Here is an 18559-nt window from a genome sequence, read left to right as displayed (position 1 = left end):
ATTCGCGATCCCCCGACGCACGACGCCAGGGGAACGGGGGGCGAAGGGTAGGCAGAACCCCCCCACCGGTCAAGGCCGAACAAGACGCAAAATTTGTCCCGCCCGATCCTCGCCTGGAACGCTCGCGAGCTTGCGGCCCGGACGCACCCCGCGGCCGCGAAAAACATGGGGATGGGACGAAATGAAGAAAGAAGCGCCGTGCGGGAACCCGCCCGGCGAAGGGGACAGACGGGAAATCAGCCGATCTCGAGGATGATCACGCCACGATTCGGGTCGTCTTCATCCTCGTGAGGCTCCTTCGGCCCGTTTCCAGGACGACGCGGAGCCGGGTACCGCTCGAGCGGAAGCTCCAGGCGCGGTCGGTTCTCCTCACGCTGCTGGCGCTCCCTCTCTTCCCGTTGTCGGATTTGTTCGATGATGAAAGGAGGTAGCATCCGGACTCCTCCGCACCGCGTCTGTGGCGTCGCTCGGATGAACGTGCCTAGCAAGAATGGGCCCGTTCACGAGTCGAATCTAGCAATGAGAGTAACGGGGTCAAGCTTATCGCCCGGGACGACGGTGATATGCTCGCCGCCTCATATGACGCAGGATGGCGTGAGATCGCCGGAGCAAGAGCGCCGTGCAACGCAGCCCTCTCGGGCTTCGTCCTCGTCGCCGAGGCCCCAGGCGCGAACGCGGGGCGCGGCGAAGCAAGCACGCCGTTCCCTTGTGATCTGCGTGGCGCTCGGCATCGGGCTCGCCTCTGTGGACGCACGCGCCACCGCGTTCGACGTCGCGGACACGACGTGGGAGGGCTGCTCGGAGCTCTACGGGCTCGCGGTGAACGAGCTCGGCGACGGACGCGTCAAGGCCGTCGCCGTGCTCGACTGGAACGAGATCACGCCGAACGACGGTGTGCTCGTCCTGCACCCGCTCCAGAGCATGGATCCCGAAGAAACGGCCGCCTTCATGAAGGCCGGCGGGCGCCTGGCGATCGTGGACGACTACGGCCGCGGCGAGGAGACGCTGCGGCGCTTCCACATCGAGCGGACCGTTCTGCCCTCACGCCCCGTGGCAGCGCTGCGCAACAACCCGCAGCTCGCGATCGCCGAGCCCGTGCTCACCGGCGACAAGGGGCAACTCACGGGCCCGCACCCGGTCGTCGCGAACGTGCAGCAGTTCGTCACGAACCACGCGACGGGGCTCCGCCACCCGAACCTCTCGCCCGTGCTCGAGGTGCGCGCCGTCGGCGAGCCTCCGACGATCGTCGCGGTCGCGGGCCAGGTCGGCAAGGGCCGGCTCTTCGCGCTGGGCGATCCCTCGGGCCTCATCAACCAGATGCTGCGCTACCCCGGCAACCGCTCGTTCGCCGTGGGCCTCGCGCACTACCTCGTCGACGAGGACGGCGGCGAACGGCAAGGCGGCCGGCTCTTCATCGTCGCCAACCGCTTCTCCGAGGAGGGCTCGTTCGGCGGCAAGTCGACGCTGCGCAAGGATATCGAGAGCCAGCTCCGATCGATCAGCGACGCCCTCGCGGAGGCACGTCAGAACGGGCTGCCGAGCTGGGCGCATTGGTTGCTCGCGCTGCTCGCGGTGGTCGGCGTGGCAGCGTGGGTCGCGCGGGCCGCGGGGCGGCCGTACAAGAGCCCGCAGCCGCGCTTCGCGCGACCGGTGCCGCTCGTGGCGCAGGGTGGCGTGGCCGGGCGTTTCGCCTTGCTCTCGGCGCCATCGTCGCCGCCGGGGCTGCTCCTGCTCGAGCTGAAGAGCGCGCTCGTCGAGGCGCTCTCGCACAAGCTCGGCGCGCCCCTCGATCCTTCGACGGACGCGGTGATTTCTGCGGCCGAGCGCGCGGGAGGCCTTGACGAGCGTGGCCGCTCGGCCTTGAAAGATGTCCTCGACGTGATGCAAAAAGCCGAAGCCTCCGTCGTCGCGGGCCGGCCGGTGCGCGTGCCCCGCGCGGCGCTCCGGAACGCCGCCGCCGTCGTGAGGGACGTGCTCGCCAAGGCGGGCGCGATCACCCCCGAGCCGCTCGGCCACGGCAACGCGAACCACGAGAAGACACCCGATCGCCCGGCGGGAACGAGCCCGACGAGCAACCCCTCACGAACCCCGAGCCCGCCCGCACCCGCAGAGGAGAGCGCCACTTGACCCAGGCCGTCGCCATCGAGGAGATCGCCGCCGCCAAAGAGCGGCTGGACGCGCTCCGCCGGGAGATCACGCGCGTCTACATCGGTCCCCCGCGCACCGTGGATCTCATGCTCACCGCGCTGCTCGCGCAGGGCCACGTGCTCCTCGAGGGCGTGCCCGGCGTCGCCAAGACGACGCTCGTGAAGGCGTACGCATCGGCGCTCGGCGCCTCGGTGCGGCGCATCCAGTTCACGCCGGATCTCCTGCCCGCCGACATCACCGGCACGTACGTGCTCTCGCCGAAGGAAGGCACGTTCTCGCTGCGGCCGGGTCCGATCTTCGCGAACGTCGTGCTCGCCGACGAGATCAACCGTGCGCCCGCGAAGACGCAGTCCGCGCTGCTCGAAGCGATGCAGGAGCGGCAGGTGACGATCGAGGGCGACCGGTTCGAGCTACCCGCGCCGTTCATGGTGCTCGCGACGCAGAACCCGATCGACCTCGAAGGGACGTACCCGCTGCCCGAGGCGCAGATCGATCGGTTCCTCGTGCGAGTCGCCATCGGCTACCCGAACGCGAAGGACGAGGTGGCGATGCTCCGCGCGCACAACGCCGATCCGCCACGCGCGCGCTCGGTGCTCAGCGTGGAGGAGTTGCTCTCGCTGCAAAGCATCGCGCGACGGATCCACGTGGAGGACGATCTCTACGAGTACGCCGTCGGCCTGACGACTTTCACCCGCTCGCATGCGCGCGTGCTCCTCGGCGCATCGCCGCGCGCGACGCTCGGGCTCGTGCAGGCCGCAAAGAGCGCGGCCGTGATCGCAGGTCGTCCGTTCGTCACGCCGGACGACGTGCGCGGCGTCGCGACGTCGGTCCTCTCGCACAGGCTCGTGCTCGTGCCCGAGGCCGAAGGCGACGCGCGCGCGCGGGATGCGGTCGTGGAGGACGCCGTGCAGCGCGTGGCCTACCGGCGCGCGGTGCGGCCGGTCTAGCGATGCAGCTCTTTCCCACGCGCACGGCGGCGCACCTCAGCATCGCCGCGATCTCGGTCGCGGGCGTCGGCCTCGTCGCGCGCGAGCCGGCCATCGTCGGCTGGGGAGGAGCGATGCTACTCGCGATGGCGCTTGCCCGCGCAGTCACGCTCGTCTCGGTCTCGCGCATCCGCGCCGCCGGCTTCGAGATGCTGTGGAGCGGGCCGCGCCGCGTCGTGCGCACGGGACGCGGCAGCACGATCGAGATCGAAGCCGAGGTGCGCAACCGCGACACGCTCGCCGCGCGGTACGTGCGCCTGCGGCCGATCGCCTCGTCGCAGCTCCAGATCACGATCGAGCCCTCCGCAGGAGAGGTGATGGCCTCCGGGCGGCTCAAGGTGAAGGTCTCGGTGCACGCGCCGCGCGTGGGACAACACGGCGTGCACGGTCTCGCGCTCGAGGTGCACGGCGCGCCCGGCCTCTTCGAGGTACCTCTCACCTTCGCGAACCCCTTCGGCGTCGAGGTCCTGCCGCGTCCCTTCGCGGCGTGGCTCCCCTCCCCGCGCGGCGGTCGCAGCAAGCTGCTCGCATCGAGCGGCCGGCCTGGTCGCGCCCGCGGCGAGGGCAGCGATCTGCGCGAGCTGCGCGAGCATATGCCAGGCGATCCGTTCCGGCGCATCGCGTGGAAGGCGAGCGCGCGGCGCGGGGTCCTGCTCGTGCGTGAGTTCGAGCGCGAAGAGCGCGACGTCGTGTGGGTCGTGCTCGACGCCTCGGTCGAGCTCTGGGCCGGCCCGCTCGGTCGCGCCCCGCTCGATCTCGCGATCGACGAGGCGGCGTCGATCTGCACGCGGTACCTCTCGCGCGGCGATCGCGTAGGCCTCGCGGTCTACGCGTCGACCGTGCGCGCGTTCGTCCCGCCCGACCAGGGACCCGCGCACGGGCAGAAGCTCGCGCACCTGCTCGTCACGGCGACGGGCACGCACGACGCCTCGCGCAGTGATCTCGACGAGGCCGACGTGGCCGTCCGGGTCCTCGAACATCTGAGGCCGCTCGACGTGCGCGGCTTGTCCGATCTGCGCCGCGGCGATCTCGACAGGCTCGCGTCGCGCGCCGACGCGGTTCGCCCCCGTGCGCCCTTCGCGCCGCCTTCGCCCGAGGGCCGGAGCCCGCGCGAGCGCATGCTCCGTCGCTACCTCGCGGCCTACGGCATCGAGTCGCCTCCACGCGGCGAGGCCGAGCGCCACGAGTCCGGCTTCATGCTCGCCGAGGTCCTCGCGCAGATCGTCAAGAGCAAGCCCAAGCCGAGCGTCGTGCACGTCGTCGCGCCCGCGCCCTCCGAGGTCGCCCAGGAAAAACCCGTCATGGACGCGCTGCGTCGCCTCGCGCGTCACTCGGCGTCGATCACCTGGTCGATGCCGCAGTTCGATCCGGGCCTGCTCCCGCCCTGGGATCCGCCGACGCGCGCGGACGGCTCGCCCTCGGAGGAGGTCGCGGACGGGGCGCGCCGAGCCACGTGGGAGGAGGCCGCCGGTGTCGCTGCCGAGGCCGTGCTCGTCCGCACGCGTGTCGCCGTCAGCCGCAGCGAGGCCGTGCTCCGTCGCCTCGGCGTGCGCGTCACGAAGATCCGCGCCACGACGACGAAGCGCCCCGACGCCGCGGACCCGAAGGCGACCTGATCGGTACGTCGCCCTCCGTGCATCGGTTGGAACACCAACGAACGTCTTTCGAGATCACGAGCCTGCCATGTCGATCGCAGAACGTCTCCGCTCGCGCGGCCTCTCGCCCAAGAAGAGGTTTGGCCAGAACTTCCTGGTCGACGTCTCCGCATCCCGCGCGATCGCCGAAGCCGCGACCACCCCGCCGGGCGGCACCGTGCTCGAGATCGGGCCGGGCCTCGGCGCGCTCACGCGCCCCTTGCTCGAACGCGCCGCGAAGATCGTGGCGATCGAGCGCGATCGTGATCTCGTCCCGCTCCTGTCGGCCGAGCTCGAAGCGCCGATCGCCGAAGGGCGCGTCTCGATCCTCGAAGCCGACGCGCTCGCCGTCGACTGGGCGGCCGAGCTCGTCGGCCCGCGCCCGCACGTGCTCGCGGGCAACCTCCCCTATCAGATCACCGGCGCGCTCCTGGAGCGGGCGACCGGACTCGCGGATCGTATCGATCGCGCGGTGTTCATGGTGCAAGCCGAGGTCGCCGATCGGCTCGTCGCGCCTCCTGGATCGAAGACCTACGGCGCGCTCACGGTCTTCGTGCAGGCTGCGTTCGACGTGAAGCGCTTGCTCACCGTGCGCGGCGGCGCGTTTTACCCGCGCCCGGACGTCGACTCTGCGGTGGTCGTCCTCGCGCCGCACAGGCCAGCGCGGGCCGTGGAGACCGATGCGTTTCGCGAGGCCGTTCGCTCCGCGTTCGGCGCGCGGCGAAAGACCCTGCGAAATGCCTGGCGCGGGCTCTACGGTTGGTCCAAGGACGACCTCGAAGCGCGCGCCCGGGAGGCCGGGATCTCGCTCGACGTGCGTGGTGAAACGCTGGCCGTCGAGGATTTCGCCCGGATTGCGGCGATGAAGGGCTAGAGACCGCTGTTCATCCGCTCCGGACCCCTCGACAGTCCACGATGGCCGTGGTAGTGGCCGCGCGCGTTCGTCGTCATAGCGATTCGCTGGAGGAGCCCCGCCCCATGTCGGTTGGAAAGATTACCCAGGTCATCGGCCCCGTCGTCGACGTCGACTTTCCGGCGGGCCAGCTTCCGAAGATTTTGAATGCGCTCAAGTTGTCGAACCCCAGCATCTCCGGGGAGAGCGACAACCTGACGCTCGAGGTGGCGCAGCACCTCGGTGAGTCGACCGTGCGCGCCGTCGCGATGGACACGACGGACGGCCTCGTGCGGGGCATGGAGGTCCGTGACACGGGCAAGCCGATCATGATGCCGGTCGGCAACGCTTGCCTCGGACGCATCTTGAACGTCGTCGGCGCGCCTGTGGACGAGGCCGGCCCCGTGAACGCGGAGAAGTTCGCGCCCATCCACAAGGATCCGCCGAAGTTCGTCGATCAGTCGACGAAGGTCGAGATCTTCGAGACAGGCATCAAGGTCATCGACCTGCTCGCGCCCTATCGCAAGGGCGGCAAGATCGGCCTGTTCGGCGGCGCCGGCGTCGGCAAGACCGTGCTCATCATGGAGCTCATCAACAACGTCGCGAAGGCGCACGGCGGCGTGTCGGTCTTCGCGGGCGTCGGTGAGCGGACGCGTGAGGGCAACGACCTCCTGCTCGAGATGAGCGAGTCGAAGCTCGAGTCCGGCGCGCCCGTCATCTCGAAGGCCGCGCTGATCTACGGCCAGATGAACGAGCCGCCCGGCGCGCGCGCCCGCGTCGCGCTCTCGGCGCTCACGGTCGCCGAGTACTTCCGCGACGAGGAAGGCCAGGACGTGCTCCTCTTCGTCGACAACATCTTCCGGTTCACCCAGGCCGGCTCCGAGGTGTCCGCGCTCCTCGGCCGTATCCCGAGCGCCGTCGGTTACCAGCCCACGCTCGCGACGGAGATGGGCGCGCTCCAGGAGCGCATCACGTCGACGACGAAGGGCTCGGTCACCAGCGTGCAGGCGATCTACGTCCCCGCCGACGATCTCACGGATCCCGCGCCCGCGACGGCCTTCGCCCACCTCGACGCGACGACCGTTCTTTCGCGCGCGATCAGCGAGCTCGGCATCTACCCGGCCGTCGATCCGCTCGACTCGAACTCGACGATGCTCGATCCGCAAATCGTCGGACAGAGGCACTACTCGGTCGCGCGTCGCGTGCAGCAGACGCTGCAGCGCTACAAGGACCTGCAGGACATCATCGCGATTCTCGGCATGGACGAGCTCAGCGAGGACGACAAGCTCGTCGTGCAGCGCGCCCGCAAGATCCAGCAGTTCCTCTCGCAGCCGTTCTTCGTCGCCGCGCAGTTCACCGGCCGTCAGGGCAAGCTCGTGAGCCTGAAGGACACGATCTCGGGCTTCGAGGAGATCATCAACGGCAAGCTCGATCACGTGGCCGAGCAGGACTTCTACATGGCCGGCGGCATCGACGAGGTGAAGGCGCGGGCCGAGGGCAAGCGGGCCTGATCATGGCCGACACGATCCTGCTGGAGATCGTGACGCCCACGGGCGTCGCGCTGCGCAAGGAGGTCACGGACGTGACCGCGCCGAGCGTGGCGGGGGAGTTCGGCGTGATGCCGGGCCACCTGCCGCTGCTCGCGGCGCTCCGCACCGGCCTCGTCACGTACCACGAGGCCGGCAAAGAGCAGCGCCTCGCCGTCGCGCACGGGTTCGTCGAGGTCGTGGGCGACAAGGCGCTTCTCCTCACAGAGAAGTACGTCCACAAGGACGACGTCGACGTCGTCCGGGTTCGCCTGCGCCTGAAGGAGGTCGACGCAGAGCTCGACCACTGGCAGGGCGACCTCACGGATCCGAAGCGCCGCTCGCTCATCGAAGAGGAGCAGTGGCTCGCCACGCAGCTCGAGCTGATCGGCGATCCGCCGCTGCCGCTCGTGCGTGAAGACACGCGCTTCCTCGCGGCGAACGCCGAAGCGCCACCCGTCAACGAGATGGTCGACGGCCAGACGCCCGACGAGAGCCTCACGGATCACAAGAAGCCGGGCTCCGCGTTCCCCGACGCCTGAAAGAGCCTCCTCCCCCGGAGGCGAATCCCACGGACACGCCGATTCGTTTCGAGACACGGGCTCGGGACGATCGGCGTGTTTGTCGTTATCTTGATGCCTCAGGACGATGATTCACGCTGACACGATCGCGCGGGTCAAGGAACGCACGGATCTCGTGTCGCTCATCGGCGAGACCGTTCGTCTCACCCGGCGCGGTCGATCGTTCGTCGGGCTCTGCCCGTTCCACAAGGAGAAGTCGCCGAGCTTCCACGTGAATCCGGAGCGCGGCATCTTCCACTGCTTCGGCTGCAAGGAGAGCGGCACGGCCATCGACTTCATCATGAAGGTCGAGGGCATGAACTTCGCCGAGGCGGTGCGCGCGCTGGCCGAGCGCAGCGGCGTGGAGATCATCGAGACCGCGACCGAGGCCGAGCGGCGCGAGGCGAACGCAGCGCGGCGCGCGCGTGACGACCTGTATGCCGTCAGCCACCTCGCGGCGACGTTTTTCGAGCAGAGCATGCGCGGCCCGAGCGCGCATCCGCTCGCGCACTACGCGCTCGCCGAGCTCGCGCGGCGCGGGCTCGACACGCACGAGGCAACGGGACCCGTGGCCGACGCGCTGCAAGCATTTCGCGTGGGCTACGCGCCGCCGGGCTGGGACGGGCTCGCGAGCTTCCTCAAGCGGCAAGGGGTCTCGCCGATCGTCGCCGAGAAGGTGGGCCTGCTCGTCGCGCGCAGCTCAGGCACGGGGTTTTACGATCGGTTCCGGCATCGCCTCATGTTCGCGGTGACCGACGTGCAGGGCCGCGTGATCGCCTTCAGCGGCCGGAGCCTCCCCGAGCCCACGCCCGACGAGATGCGACGCTTGGGGCTCCAACCATCGACGGCGGGCGAGCCGCCGGCGAAGTACATGAACAGCCCCGAGTCGCCGATCTACACGAAGGGCGAACACCTGTTCGGGCTGCACCAGGCGCGGCACGCGATCCGGCAAGAGGGCCAGGCGACCCTCGTCGAAGGCAACTTCGACGTGCTCAGCCTGCACGCGCGTGGCCTCTGCAACGTCATCGCCCCGCTCGGCACCGCGTTCACGACGACGCAGGCGAAGCTCCTCAAGCGCTTCGCGCCCACCGTGACGATCCTCTTCGACGGCGACGCCGCCGGACGCAAGGCCACGTGGGCCGCGCGCCTCCCGGTCCACGAGGGCGGCCTCGAAGGGCGCGCGGCGACGCTCCCCGCGAAGCTCGATCCCGACGAGCTCGTGCGAACCAAGGGCCCCGAGGCGCTGAAGAGCGTCCTCAAAAGCGCGAAGGAGCTCTACGAGCACCTCATCGAGGACGCGCTCCAGAACGACTCCTTCAACGACGCCACGACCGACGGCAAACTCGCGCGCATGCGTGCGGTGGCAAACCTCCTCGGGGAACAAAAGGACCCCGTGAAGCGCCTCATGCTGAAGACGTACGCCGATCGGCTCTCGTCGAAGCTCATCGTGGGCGGCACGGCGCCGGCCGATCTGCGTCAAGTCGAACAGCTCCTCGAACAGGCAACGAGGTACGACGGGCAACACCCTGTGGAGCTACGTGCGGCCGAGACCACCGTGCCAGGTCACCGAGCGCGTTCGCGTTCCCAGGTCCAAGAGATGGGGGAACACATCATGGGTGCACTTCTCGACCATCCCGTTCTGCTCGACGACCCTGAAGTGATGGAGGCCCTCGACGTGCTGGATGGCGATCTCGCATTGGCCGCTGGCGCGGTGCGTCAGTCTCTTGGGGCGGAAACGCAACTTATTCCCGACGAATTTCTTGCGCACATCCCGGCGTCGATCCAAGCATTCGCGGCTGGACGGCTCGCGTCGCCCGTCTTCGAGACGGCCGATGTGGCGAGGGAAGAGCTCTTAAAGAACGCAGGGAAGTTGAGACGCTTGAGCTTGTCACGCGAGAAAGCCGCGACAGTGGACGAGCTTCAACGAGTCGCGCCGCTGGGGGATGTGGAGCGCGAGGCGGCGCTGCTTCGTGAGGCGGTGCGTCAGGCGAAGGCCAAGTTGGGGCTCGGCTGACGTGCTTTTTTGCGCGCGCATGAGTCCGCGCGAGCGTGACGAACGTTTTTTTCTCGATGTGGTTCCTTGAAGCACGTGGCCCGACGTGGGCCCGGTGGAGCGAATGGGATGGCGAGCAAGGCCAAGCAGTCTGCGGGTCGGGCAAGCGGATCGGGCGCGGGGAAAAGTGGCGGCGGAGCCGCACAAGGCGCTCGGGGGGACCGCGGGACGAAGTCGCAGGCACCGGATGGGGCGGGGAAGTCGGATCCGCGCAAGGCGCTCGAGAAGCTCGTCGATGCGGGCAAGACGAAGGGCTTCCTCACGTATGACGAGGTGAACGACGCGCTGCCCGCGGACGTCTCCCCCGATCAGCTCGACGACGTCGTCGGCGCCCTCGGCGACGAGGACATCGAGATCGTCGACGGCGCGACGCAGGTGAAGATCGCGCCGAAGCGGATCGCGGATGAAGAGGCGAGCGACAAGAAGCTCGTCGTCACGCAGGACCGCGAGGAAGAGGACGTCGACTACTATTCGAAGTCGAACGATCCCGTCCGGATGTACCTGCGCAAGATGGGGAGCGTCTCGCTCCTCACGCGCGAGGGCGAAGTCGAGATCGCCAAGCGCATCGAGCAGGGCGAGCAGACGGTCAACGCCGCGATCCTCGACTCGCCGATCGCGGTGCGCGAGATCATCGACCTCGGCGAGAAGCTCCGGAAGCACAAGATCCGCGTCAAAGAGCTCATCAAGGACGCGGAGAGCGACGATCAGGAGTTTGACGAGGAAGAGGCCGATCGCCGCATCATCCGCCTCATCGACAAGGTCAAGCGCCTCGACAAGAAGAAGGCCGACCTGCTCGAAGAGCGCAAGGAGGTCAAGACCGACGGCCGTCGCAAGCAGCTCGACGCCGAGGTCGTGCTGACCACGGGCGAGCTCGTGACGACGCTCGAGGAGATGCGCCTCAACAAGAAGACGATCGACAAGATCGTGCAGAAGTTGAAGGGCCTCATCTCGAAGGTGGAGAAGGCCGAGGCCGGCGCGACCGAGATCGAGAAGCGCACGGGCATGAGCAAGGCCGAGCTCCGCCGTGAGCTCGCGAAGGTGAAGGGCAACAAGCTCGCCGAGGCGCGGCTCGCGAAGAAGCTGAACGTCTCGCGCGAGGACCTGCTCGACCTCGAATCGACCCTGAAGAACGCGCAGAAGGGGCTCAAGAAGGTCGAGGAAGAGCTCAACATCGACGTCGAGGCCATCCGCGGGACCTACGAGAGCATCCGCGAAGGCGAGCGCATGGCCGAGCGCGCGAAGGCCGAGCTCGTCGAGGCGAACCTCCGGCTCGTCGTCTCCATCGCGAAGAAGTACACGAACCGCGGTCTGCAGTTCCTCGACCTGATCCAGGAGGGGAACATCGGCCTCATGAAGGCCGTCGACAAGTTCGAGTACAAGCGCGGCTACAAGTTCTCGACGTACGCGACGTGGTGGATCCGGCAGGCCATCACACGCGCGATCGCCGATCAGGCACGGACCATCCGCATCCCGGTCCACATGATCGAGACGATCAACAAGCTCATCCGCACCTCGCGTTACCTCGTGCAGGAGTACGGCCGCGAGCCGACCCCCGAGGAGATCGCCGAGAAGATGGAGCTGCCGCTCGACAAGGTCCGCAAGGTCCTGAAGATCGCGAAGGAGCCCATCTCGCTCGAGACCCCGATCGGCGAGGAGGAAGATTCGCATCTCGGCGACTTCATCGAGGACAAGAGCGTGATCTCGCCGGCCGAGGCGGTGATCAACATGAACCTCGCCGAGCAGACCCGGAAGGTGCTGAAGACGCTCACCCCGCGGGAGGAAAAAGTCCTCCGCATGCGCTTCGGCATCGGCGAGAAGAGCGATCACACGCTCGAAGAGGTCGGCCAGGACTTCGAGGTCACGCGCGAGCGCATCCGGCAGATCGAGGCCAAGGCGCTGCGCAAGCTCCGGCACCCGAGCCGCTCGAAGCAGCTCAAGAGCTTCATCGACAGCTAGTCGTCACGGGGGAACGAATGGAACCGAGGGGTGCTCCGATGCGATGGATCGCGGGGGGAGCGCCCCTCGTTTTTTTGGCGCTCGCGCTCGCGCAGGCGGGCTGCGCGCGCAACGTGACCGAGGACGACTGCAAGGTCGTAGGCGAGCACCTGCACGCGCTCTGGACCGCCGAGGCGAAGTTCCCCGAGGCAGCGAGCCCGTCCGCGGAGAAGGCCGTCGCCGTCGTGAAGAGCGAAGGACAACGTCTGGAGGAGTCGTTCGTCACGGACTGCAAGCGCGACCTCGTCGGCAAGCCCCGCGCGTCCGGCGAGTTCTCCTGCCTGAGCCACGCAAAGACGCTCGCCGACGTGCGAACGTGCGCGACGATCCCGGCCCACTAGTCCCGGTGGGGCGCCGGCCCCACGCCCCGGGTTCGCTCCGCGTCCGCCCTAGTTGAGGTAGCGCTTGTCCTTCGGGGGCGCCTTCGAGCCGCCCTCGATCACGCGCAGCGGGGGCCCTGCGGCGCGGCGCGCGCGGGCAGCCGCCGCCGATGCCGCAGCCTCGGCGCGCAGGGCCGCCGTCTGCGACTGGATCTGGCGCAGGCGTAGCTTGAGGTAGAGGCGCCGGAGCGGCGAACGATCGCCGAAGAGCCAGCCGGCCAGCATGCCGCCGAACGGGGTCACGAGGCCCTCGGGCATGTGCCGGTTGAGCGCGATCACGTTCAGCACGGAGAGCACGAAGATGATCGCGACCATCGCGCCGGCCGACACTGGCAGCACGAAGAACATGCGGACCTGCGCGTCGCGGTTCTGCAGCGCCCACGCCACGGCGACGGCCTCGATCATGCCGAGCCCGCCGAACCACACGGCCTGGTTCAGCTTGGGTACGAGCGCGCCCACGGCGACCTGCGTGGCGAACGCGAACGCACCCGCGCCGAACAGGAAGATGAGCATCCGTCGCGCGCCCCAGCGCGACTCGAGCGTGGGGGCGAGGAAGTACAGGCCGAGGATGGTCATCAAGAAGTGACCAGGGCTCGACGTGTCGTGGAAGAGCGGGGCCGTGAAGAGCCGCCAGACCTGGCCGCGGAGCACGCCCGAGGTCGTGCCGGCCATGAACTGGGCGATACCCGCCCCGACCTCCACCCAATTGATGCTCAGCGCGAGGCCGACCCACAGGACGGTGATGCCGATCATCATCCCGCTGATGGCCTTGCCGGGGCGAGGCAGGACGAACTGGACGGGGCTAGGGCGCATCGTCCATGGAGCTACCAACAGGAACGCGGACGGGCAACCGGAGGGCGCAGGAAAGGCACCGTGAGCCGTCCTCCGCGGTTCGGCTCCGCTCGTGGCGGAGCCGTCGTCGTCAGAAGAAGTTGCCGATGGTGAACTGGAAGTCGGACGACTTCTCGTAGGGCAGCGGCTTGAACGGGAAGCCGTACTCGAAGCGCAGCGGGCCGAGCGGCGAGAACCAGCGCAGACCGAAGCCCCAGGACGTGCGGACGTTGAGGAGCTGCGACGCCGTGAAGCAGGGGTTCGTCACGGAGTACGGCGACGCCGGGTTCGCCTCGCAGTAGTTGCGCTCGAGGTTCCAGGCGTTTCCGAGGTCGGTGAAGATCACGCCGCGGATGCCGACCTGCTCCAGGATCGTGAACTCGAGCTCGGCGTTCTGGTAGTACATCAGGTTGCCGCCGATGTTCGTCCCGTTGGGGAAGGGACGCGCGTTCGGATCGAGCGTCTGGTTCAGCGTCAAGCGCGGGCCGACGCTGCGGAGGGGGAAGCCGCGCAGGTCGAGGATGCCGCCGAGGAAGAAGCGCGCGAAGATCGGCACGCCCTCGGGCGAGGGGCTCGTCACCGCGCCGAACTCGCTGTTCACCTTGAAGACGAGCCAGTCGCGGATCGGGTAGTAGAAGCGCGCGGTGTTCCGGAACCGGACGAACTGCTGCTCACTGCCGATGTACTTGGAGGCGAGCTCGACCGAGCCCTGGAGGAAGATACCCGCCGACGGGAAGAGCTGGTTGTTGCGGGTGTCGTAGGTGATCGTCGGCCGGATGCTCGACGTGATGCCGTCGTTGTAGACGTTCGCGAGCGGCACGCTCTGGAAGAAGTTCACCGCGGAGGCGGTGCCGAAGAGCGTCGACGTCGTCTGCGTGGAGATCTCGTTCGACTCGAGGGTGTACGTGAGGTTCACCCGGAGCTCGGGCTGGATGATCGGGTAGCCGATCGTGAGCGAGCCGCCGAGCGAGGTCTGCGAGAAGTCGTTGTAGACGCGGAGCTGATCGTACGCGCTGATCGCCGCCGAGAACTGCGTGTCGAAGAGGTACGGCTCGAAGAACCGGACGTCGATGAGCTGACGGAGGCCGGAGATCTGCGCCTGCAAGGCGAGCGATTGGCCGCGCCCGAAGAGGTTCTGCTGCTGGACCGTCGCCGTCGCGATGAAGTTCTCGATGCTGGAGAAGCCCGCGCCGACCTGGAAGGTGCCCGTCGGCTTCTCGACGACCTCGACGTTCACGTTGATGTGCTCGGCGTCGTCGCCTTGCTCGGTCGAGATGTCGACGCGCTCAAAGTAGCCGAGCATCGTGATGCGGCGCTTGCTGCGCTCGAGCTTCGACTCGCTGAAGAGCTGCTCCTCGAACACCTCCATCTCGCGGCGGATGACCTTGTCGCGGGTCTTCGTGTTGCCGCGGATCTCGATGCGCCCGATCTTGATCGGCTGGTTGCGCCGGATGGCGACGATGATGTCGACCTCTTGCCGCTCGGGATCGAGGTCGGTCGCGGGCGGGGCTTCCACGTTCGCGTAGCCCTGATCCCGGTACATCGTCTGGATCTGACCGAGATCCGCGGCGAGCTCGGCGCGGTTGAACCAGTCGCCGCTCTTCGCGCGGATCATCTCGCGCAGCCGCCTGCGTCCGCCGATGGGCTCGATCTCCTTGCCCTCGGCGTCACGCTCGTAGACGCGGAGCTGTCGGATCTTGTAGCGCGGGCCCTCGTTGATGGTGAGCGTCACCTCGATGCCCGTACGATCCGGCGTGAGCATCACGCGCGGCGTCGCGATCTGCACCGAGAGGAAACCGCGGTCGTAGTAGAGCGCCGAGAGCACGAGCACGTCGCGCTCGAACGCATCCTGTCGGAACGCGCCGCCCGTGCCGAAGTCGAAGAAGCTGCCCTGCCCGGTGATCATCACCTCGCGCAGTTCGGCGTCGGGGATGTTGTGGTTCCCGATGAACGTGACGCGCCGGACCGTGACCCGCTCGTGCTCCTTGATCTTGAAGCGGAGCAGCACCTCGTTGTCGCGCTGCGGGACGGTCTCGTACGAGACCTCGGCGAGGAAGTAGCCCTCCTCCGCGTACTTGTCGCGCAGCTTCTGGATGCCGCGGCGGATCGCGTTGTAGCTGAGGATCGTGCCGGTCTTGACCTCGACGCTGAGCGCCTCCGTGAGGTCTTCCGCGCTGATGTTCTGGTTGCCGTCGAACTCGATCGTCTTGATGTTCGGACGTTCGCGCACGAGGATCCGCAGGTGGACCCCGTCGTCGCGGCGGGTCAGGTCAGCCTCGACGTCCTCGAAGAAGCCCGAGTCCCAGAGCTCGCGCACGTCGCGCGAAAGTCCTTCCGGCGTGAAGGGTTTGCCCACGCGCGCCGTGCCGAGATACGCGCGGATGTCGTCGGCGGAGATGCGACGGTTGCCCGCGATGACCACACGCGCGACGGGCTGGCCACGCGCGAGATCGGCCTCGGTCGGCGCGAGCGTCGGCACTGGCGGAGCGGCTTCTTCCGGACGCGCGCCGGGCGCACCAGTGCCGTTTCCGTTCGGCGCCGTGGGCGGCTCTTCGCCTTCGTCTGCGCCTTCGTCCGCGCCTTGTCCTGCTGCACCTTTCGCCGCTGTTGGCGGCGCTGCGCCTGCGGGCGGCGCTGCGCCTGCAGGCGGGCCCCCTTGCGCGAAGGCCACCCGAGGCGAGAGCCCAACGATCGTGAAGACGACCAGAAGGGCGCTCGTCCACAGGAGCCGGAGCCGGCTCGTCAGGCGGATGGGTGGGGTGGGCTTCGTAAACAAGGGGCGCCTCCCCGTAGCCCAGCGGGCCAGAGGTCTCAAGGTGGGAGCCGCTGGTTTTCCATGTCCATGTGTGGACGGCAGGGCGCCCGGGACGCGGGGCGTCCGTCGGAAGGGGGCCGGATCGATGGGGACGGGCGCGGATTCGCCGGCAGAATCCCTTCGGACGAACGCGTTTCGGAGCTGGCGTGCCCGCCGCGACCGTGCCGCCGTGGCTTGACCGATCGGCGCTCCGTGGGTAATGGCATCCCCCTGCCTGCGGTCCACTGAACGCGGGTACACCGTCGATTCCTGGGGGGCACGCGCTAGCCGAGGCGGCGGCGCGTGGCCTCCCTACCCTGGAGATAACGCCCGTGCCCCCTGCTCAGCAGGTCCCGTTTCCCCTCGATGGCGAGGGTGGTCCGAAGAGGCCTCGGCGCGCCCCCAAGACACCGGGCGGGAGCGAGCCGCCGCCGCCGCCCCCGGTGCCCGACACGTCACTCGCGGAAGAGGCGCAGCGCAAGTACCTGAACTACGCGCTGAGCGTCATCACGTCGCGCGCGCTCCCCGACGTGCGCGACGGCCTGAAGCCGGTGCAGCGCCGCATCCTCTACGCGATGCTGCACGACCTGCACCTCTCCCCCGACGGGCGCTTCCGCAAGAGCGCGGCCGTGGTCGGTGACGTGATGGGTAAGTACCACCCGCACGGCGACACCGCGATCTACGACGCGATGGTCCGGCTCGCGCAGGACTTCGTGATGCGCGCGCCGCTCGTCGCGGGCCACGGCAACTTCGGCTCGATCGACGGCGATGCACCCGCCGCGATGCGCTACACCGAAGCGAAGCTGCGGCCGCTCGCGATCGAGCTGCTCGGCGAGCTCGGCAAGCGCACCGTGGAGTGGCGGCCGAACTACGACGGCACGAAGAGCGAGCCGATCATCCTGCCGGCGCGCTTCCCGAACCTGCTCGTGAACGGCTCGCAGGGCATCGCCGTCGGCATGGCGACGAGCATCCCGCCGCACAACCTGATGGAGGTGCTCGACGCCTGCATCGAGCTGTCGAACCAGCGGGATCTGCCGGTGAGCCGGCTCTTGAAGAAGATCAAGGGCCCGGACTTCCCGACGGGCGGACAGCTCCACGCGACGAAGGAGGAGCTCGAGGCGGTCTACACGACGGGCCAGGGCTCGCTGAAGCTGCGCGGCGAGTGGAAGATCGAAGAGGACGACACGAAGCGGGGTCCCTCGTTCCTCGTGGTCACGTCGATCCCGTACGGCGTCGAGCGCAAGGCGATCGTCGAGAAGATCGCCGAAGTGATCCTCTCGAAGAAGCTGCCGCCGCTGCTCGACGTGCGCGACGAGTCGACAGACCTCGTGCGCATCGTGCTGGAGACGAAGCGCGGGACGGATCCGCAGCTCGTGATGGCGTACCTCTACAAGAACACGCCGCTCGCGGTGCACGTGCCGGTGAACCTCACCTGCCTCGTGCCCACGGACAACCCCGAGGTCGCCGCGCCGAAGCGCCTCGGGCTCGACGAGATCCTGAACCAGTTCCTGACGTTCCGGTACTCGACGGTGACGCGGCGGCTGGAGTTCGACCTCGGCGAGCTCAAGGCGCGCATCCACGTCCTCGAAGGCCTCGAGATCGTCTTCGACGCGCTCGACGAGGTGATCGCGATCATCCGCAAGAGCGACGGCAAGGCGGACGCCGCGGGCAAGCTGATCAAGCGCTTCAACCTCTCGGAGGAGCAGACGGACGCGATCCTGGAGCTCCGCCTCTACCGGCTCGCGCGGCTGGAAATCCAGGTCGTGCGCAAGGAGCTCGCGGACAAACGCGCCGAGGCAAAGCGCCTCGACGCGCTGCTCAAGAGCGACACGCGGCGCTGGGACCTCGTGCGCGACGAGCTCGCGCAGATGAAGGAGAAGTACGGCGATCGCCGCCGCACGAAGATCATGGGCGCGGTCGACGAGCCGGAGTTCCAGGCCGAGGACTTCATCGTCGCGGAAGATGCGAACGTGATCCTCTCCGCGCAGGGCTGGGTCAAACGGCAGCGCGAGCTCAAGGATCCTGCGCAGACGCGGCTCCGCGAGGGAGACTCCGTGCTCGCCGCGGTCGCAGGCTCGACGCGCTCGGCCGTCGCGTTCTTCTCGACCCTCGGCGTCTGCTACGTCTGCCGCATCCACGACATCCCGCCCTCGACGGGCTACGGCGATCCGGTCCAGAAGCTCTTCAAGATGGCGGACGGCGAGCGAATGGTGGCGATGATGTCGCTCGATCCGCGCGCCCTCGGCGAGGAGCTCCGCGCCCCGACGGAAGGGGCCGTCGAACCCGAGCCGCCCTTCGCGCTCGCGCTCACCCGCGGCGGCCTCGGCTTCCGCTTCTCGCTCCGGCAGCACCGTGAGCCGAGCACGCGCGCCGGCCGCAAGTTCGCGAAGCTCGGCGAGAACGACGAGGTGCTCGCGGTCCTGCTGCCCCCCTCCCAAGGCCTCGTCGCGCTCATCGCGGCGAACGGCTTCGCGCTCGGCGTGCCCGTCGAGGAGATCGGCGTCCTCTCCGGCGCGGGCAAGGGCTCGACCGTGATGAAGCTCGACGAGGGCGAACGCTTGGTCGGCGCGTCGCTCGACGATCTCATCGAGGTCGAGAACGAGAAAGGCAAGCTCCTCCGTGAGAACGCGGAGAAGATGCGCGGAGCGCGCGGCGAGTTCGGCCGCCAGTGCTTCCCTGCAAAGAAGGACCGCATCGTCCGGCTCGTCCCGCCCCCCGTCGCGACGCCCGTCCTCGGCAAACCCGAGGAGGAGAGCTGAT

12 protein-coding genes are annotated in these 18559 nt (G+C 68.4%); 10 read left to right on the top strand and 2 right to left on the bottom strand.

From position 1 onward, the window contains the following. The first annotated feature begins 717 nt into the window (after positions 1 to 717). The 9 genes from E8A74_RS20360 (at position 718) to E8A74_RS20320 (ending at position 12135) form a co-directional block, all read left to right on the top strand. Complete coding sequence (locus E8A74_RS20360; RefSeq protein ID WP_232379669.1) at positions 718 to 2127, top strand: DUF4350 domain-containing protein; 1410 nt, start codon at positions 718 to 720, stop codon at positions 2125 to 2127. Beyond that, positions 2124 to 3095 (top strand): AAA family ATPase, encoded by a 972-nt coding sequence (locus E8A74_RS20355; RefSeq protein WP_136930699.1) that lies wholly within the window; start codon positions 2124 to 2126, stop codon positions 3093 to 3095. Before E8A74_RS20360 ends, E8A74_RS20355 begins: the two co-directional genes overlap by 4 nt. Positions 3096 to 3097: 2 nt before the next feature. Further along, positions 3098 to 4750: a DUF58 domain-containing protein gene (locus E8A74_RS20350; protein WP_136930698.1), complete on the top strand. Its 1653-nt coding sequence runs from the start codon at positions 3098 to 3100 to the stop codon at positions 4748 to 4750. Between the two features lie 67 nt (positions 4751 to 4817). After that, positions 4818 to 5642 carry a 16S rRNA (adenine(1518)-N(6)/adenine(1519)-N(6))-dimethyltransferase RsmA gene (gene rsmA / locus E8A74_RS20345; RefSeq protein ID WP_136930697.1) on the top strand — a complete coding sequence of 275 codons (825 nt, stop codon included), beginning with the start codon at positions 4818 to 4820 and terminating at the stop codon, positions 5640 to 5642. Between the two features lie 104 nt (positions 5643 to 5746). Continuing rightward, complete coding sequence (atpD, locus tag E8A74_RS20340) at positions 5747 to 7171, top strand: F0F1 ATP synthase subunit beta (protein ID WP_136930696.1); 1425 nt, start codon at positions 5747 to 5749, stop codon at positions 7169 to 7171. A 2-nt stretch (positions 7172 to 7173) separates the two neighbouring features. After that, the gene (gene atpC, locus E8A74_RS20335) at positions 7174 to 7728 is read left to right on the top strand and encodes an ATP synthase F1 subunit epsilon (RefSeq protein ID WP_136930695.1); all 555 of its coding nucleotides are present in this window, start codon (positions 7174 to 7176) and stop codon (positions 7726 to 7728) included. A 106-nt stretch (positions 7729 to 7834) separates the two neighbouring features. Further along, a complete protein-coding gene (gene dnaG, locus E8A74_RS20330; protein ID WP_136930694.1) occupies positions 7835 to 9760 on the top strand; it encodes a DNA primase in 1926 nt (641 codons plus the stop codon). A gap of 108 nt (positions 9761 to 9868) precedes the next feature. Next, on the top strand, positions 9869 to 11755 hold the full coding sequence (rpoD, locus tag E8A74_RS20325; RefSeq protein WP_136930693.1) for an RNA polymerase sigma factor RpoD: 1887 nt from the start codon (positions 9869 to 9871) through the stop codon (positions 11753 to 11755). 38 nt (positions 11756 to 11793) lie between these two features. Then, positions 11794 to 12135 carry a hypothetical protein gene (locus E8A74_RS20320; protein ID WP_136930692.1) on the top strand — a complete coding sequence of 114 codons (342 nt, stop codon included), beginning with the start codon at positions 11794 to 11796 and terminating at the stop codon, positions 12133 to 12135. Between the two features lie 48 nt (positions 12136 to 12183). On the opposite strand, the gene E8A74_RS20315 is transcribed toward E8A74_RS20320, so the two are convergent. Both E8A74_RS20315 and bamA read right to left on the bottom strand, forming a co-directional pair. Continuing rightward, the gene (locus E8A74_RS20315; RefSeq protein WP_136930691.1) at positions 12184 to 12987 is read right to left on the bottom strand and encodes a rhomboid family intramembrane serine protease; all 804 of its coding nucleotides are present in this window, start codon (positions 12985 to 12987) and stop codon (positions 12184 to 12186) included. A 109-nt stretch (positions 12988 to 13096) separates the two neighbouring features. Continuing rightward, positions 13097 to 15781: an outer membrane protein assembly factor BamA gene (bamA, locus tag E8A74_RS20310; protein ID WP_232379668.1), complete on the bottom strand. Its 2685-nt coding sequence runs from the start codon at positions 15779 to 15781 to the stop codon at positions 13097 to 13099. A 350-nt stretch (positions 15782 to 16131) separates the two neighbouring features. On the opposite strand from bamA, the gene E8A74_RS20305 reads away from it, so the two are divergent. After that, on the top strand, positions 16132 to 18558 hold the full coding sequence (locus tag E8A74_RS20305; RefSeq protein ID WP_136930690.1) for a DNA gyrase/topoisomerase IV subunit A: 2427 nt from the start codon (positions 16132 to 16134) through the stop codon (positions 18556 to 18558). Position 18559 lies beyond the last annotated feature (1 nt).

This window comes from Polyangium fumosum, assembly GCF_005144585.1.
Classification (GTDB): Bacteria; Myxococcota_A; Polyangia; order Polyangiales; family Polyangiaceae; genus Polyangium; species Polyangium fumosum.
Note: the sequence above shows the minus strand (reverse complement) of the source record. Positions and strands in the feature narration are given on the sequence as shown.

Coding starts and splice junctions, on each gene's coding strand:
- rpoD (WP_136930693.1), top strand. CDS start 9,869: ATGGCGAGCAAGGCCAAGCAGTCTGCGGGTCGGGCAAGCGGATCGGGC.
- atpD (WP_136930696.1), top strand. CDS start 5,747: ATGTCGGTTGGAAAGATTACCCAGGTCATCGGCCCCGTCGTCGACGTC.
- E8A74_RS20315 (WP_136930691.1), bottom strand. CDS start 12,987: ATGCGCCCTAGCCCCGTCCAGTTCGTCCTGCCTCGCCCCGGCAAGGCC.
- atpC (WP_136930695.1), top strand. CDS start 7,174: ATGGCCGACACGATCCTGCTGGAGATCGTGACGCCCACGGGCGTCGCG.
- E8A74_RS20320 (WP_136930692.1), top strand. CDS start 11,794: ATGCGATGGATCGCGGGGGGAGCGCCCCTCGTTTTTTTGGCGCTCGCG.
- dnaG (WP_136930694.1), top strand. CDS start 7,835: ATGATTCACGCTGACACGATCGCGCGGGTCAAGGAACGCACGGATCTC.
- rsmA (WP_136930697.1), top strand. CDS start 4,818: ATGTCGATCGCAGAACGTCTCCGCTCGCGCGGCCTCTCGCCCAAGAAG.
- E8A74_RS20350 (WP_136930698.1), top strand. CDS start 3,098: ATGCAGCTCTTTCCCACGCGCACGGCGGCGCACCTCAGCATCGCCGCG.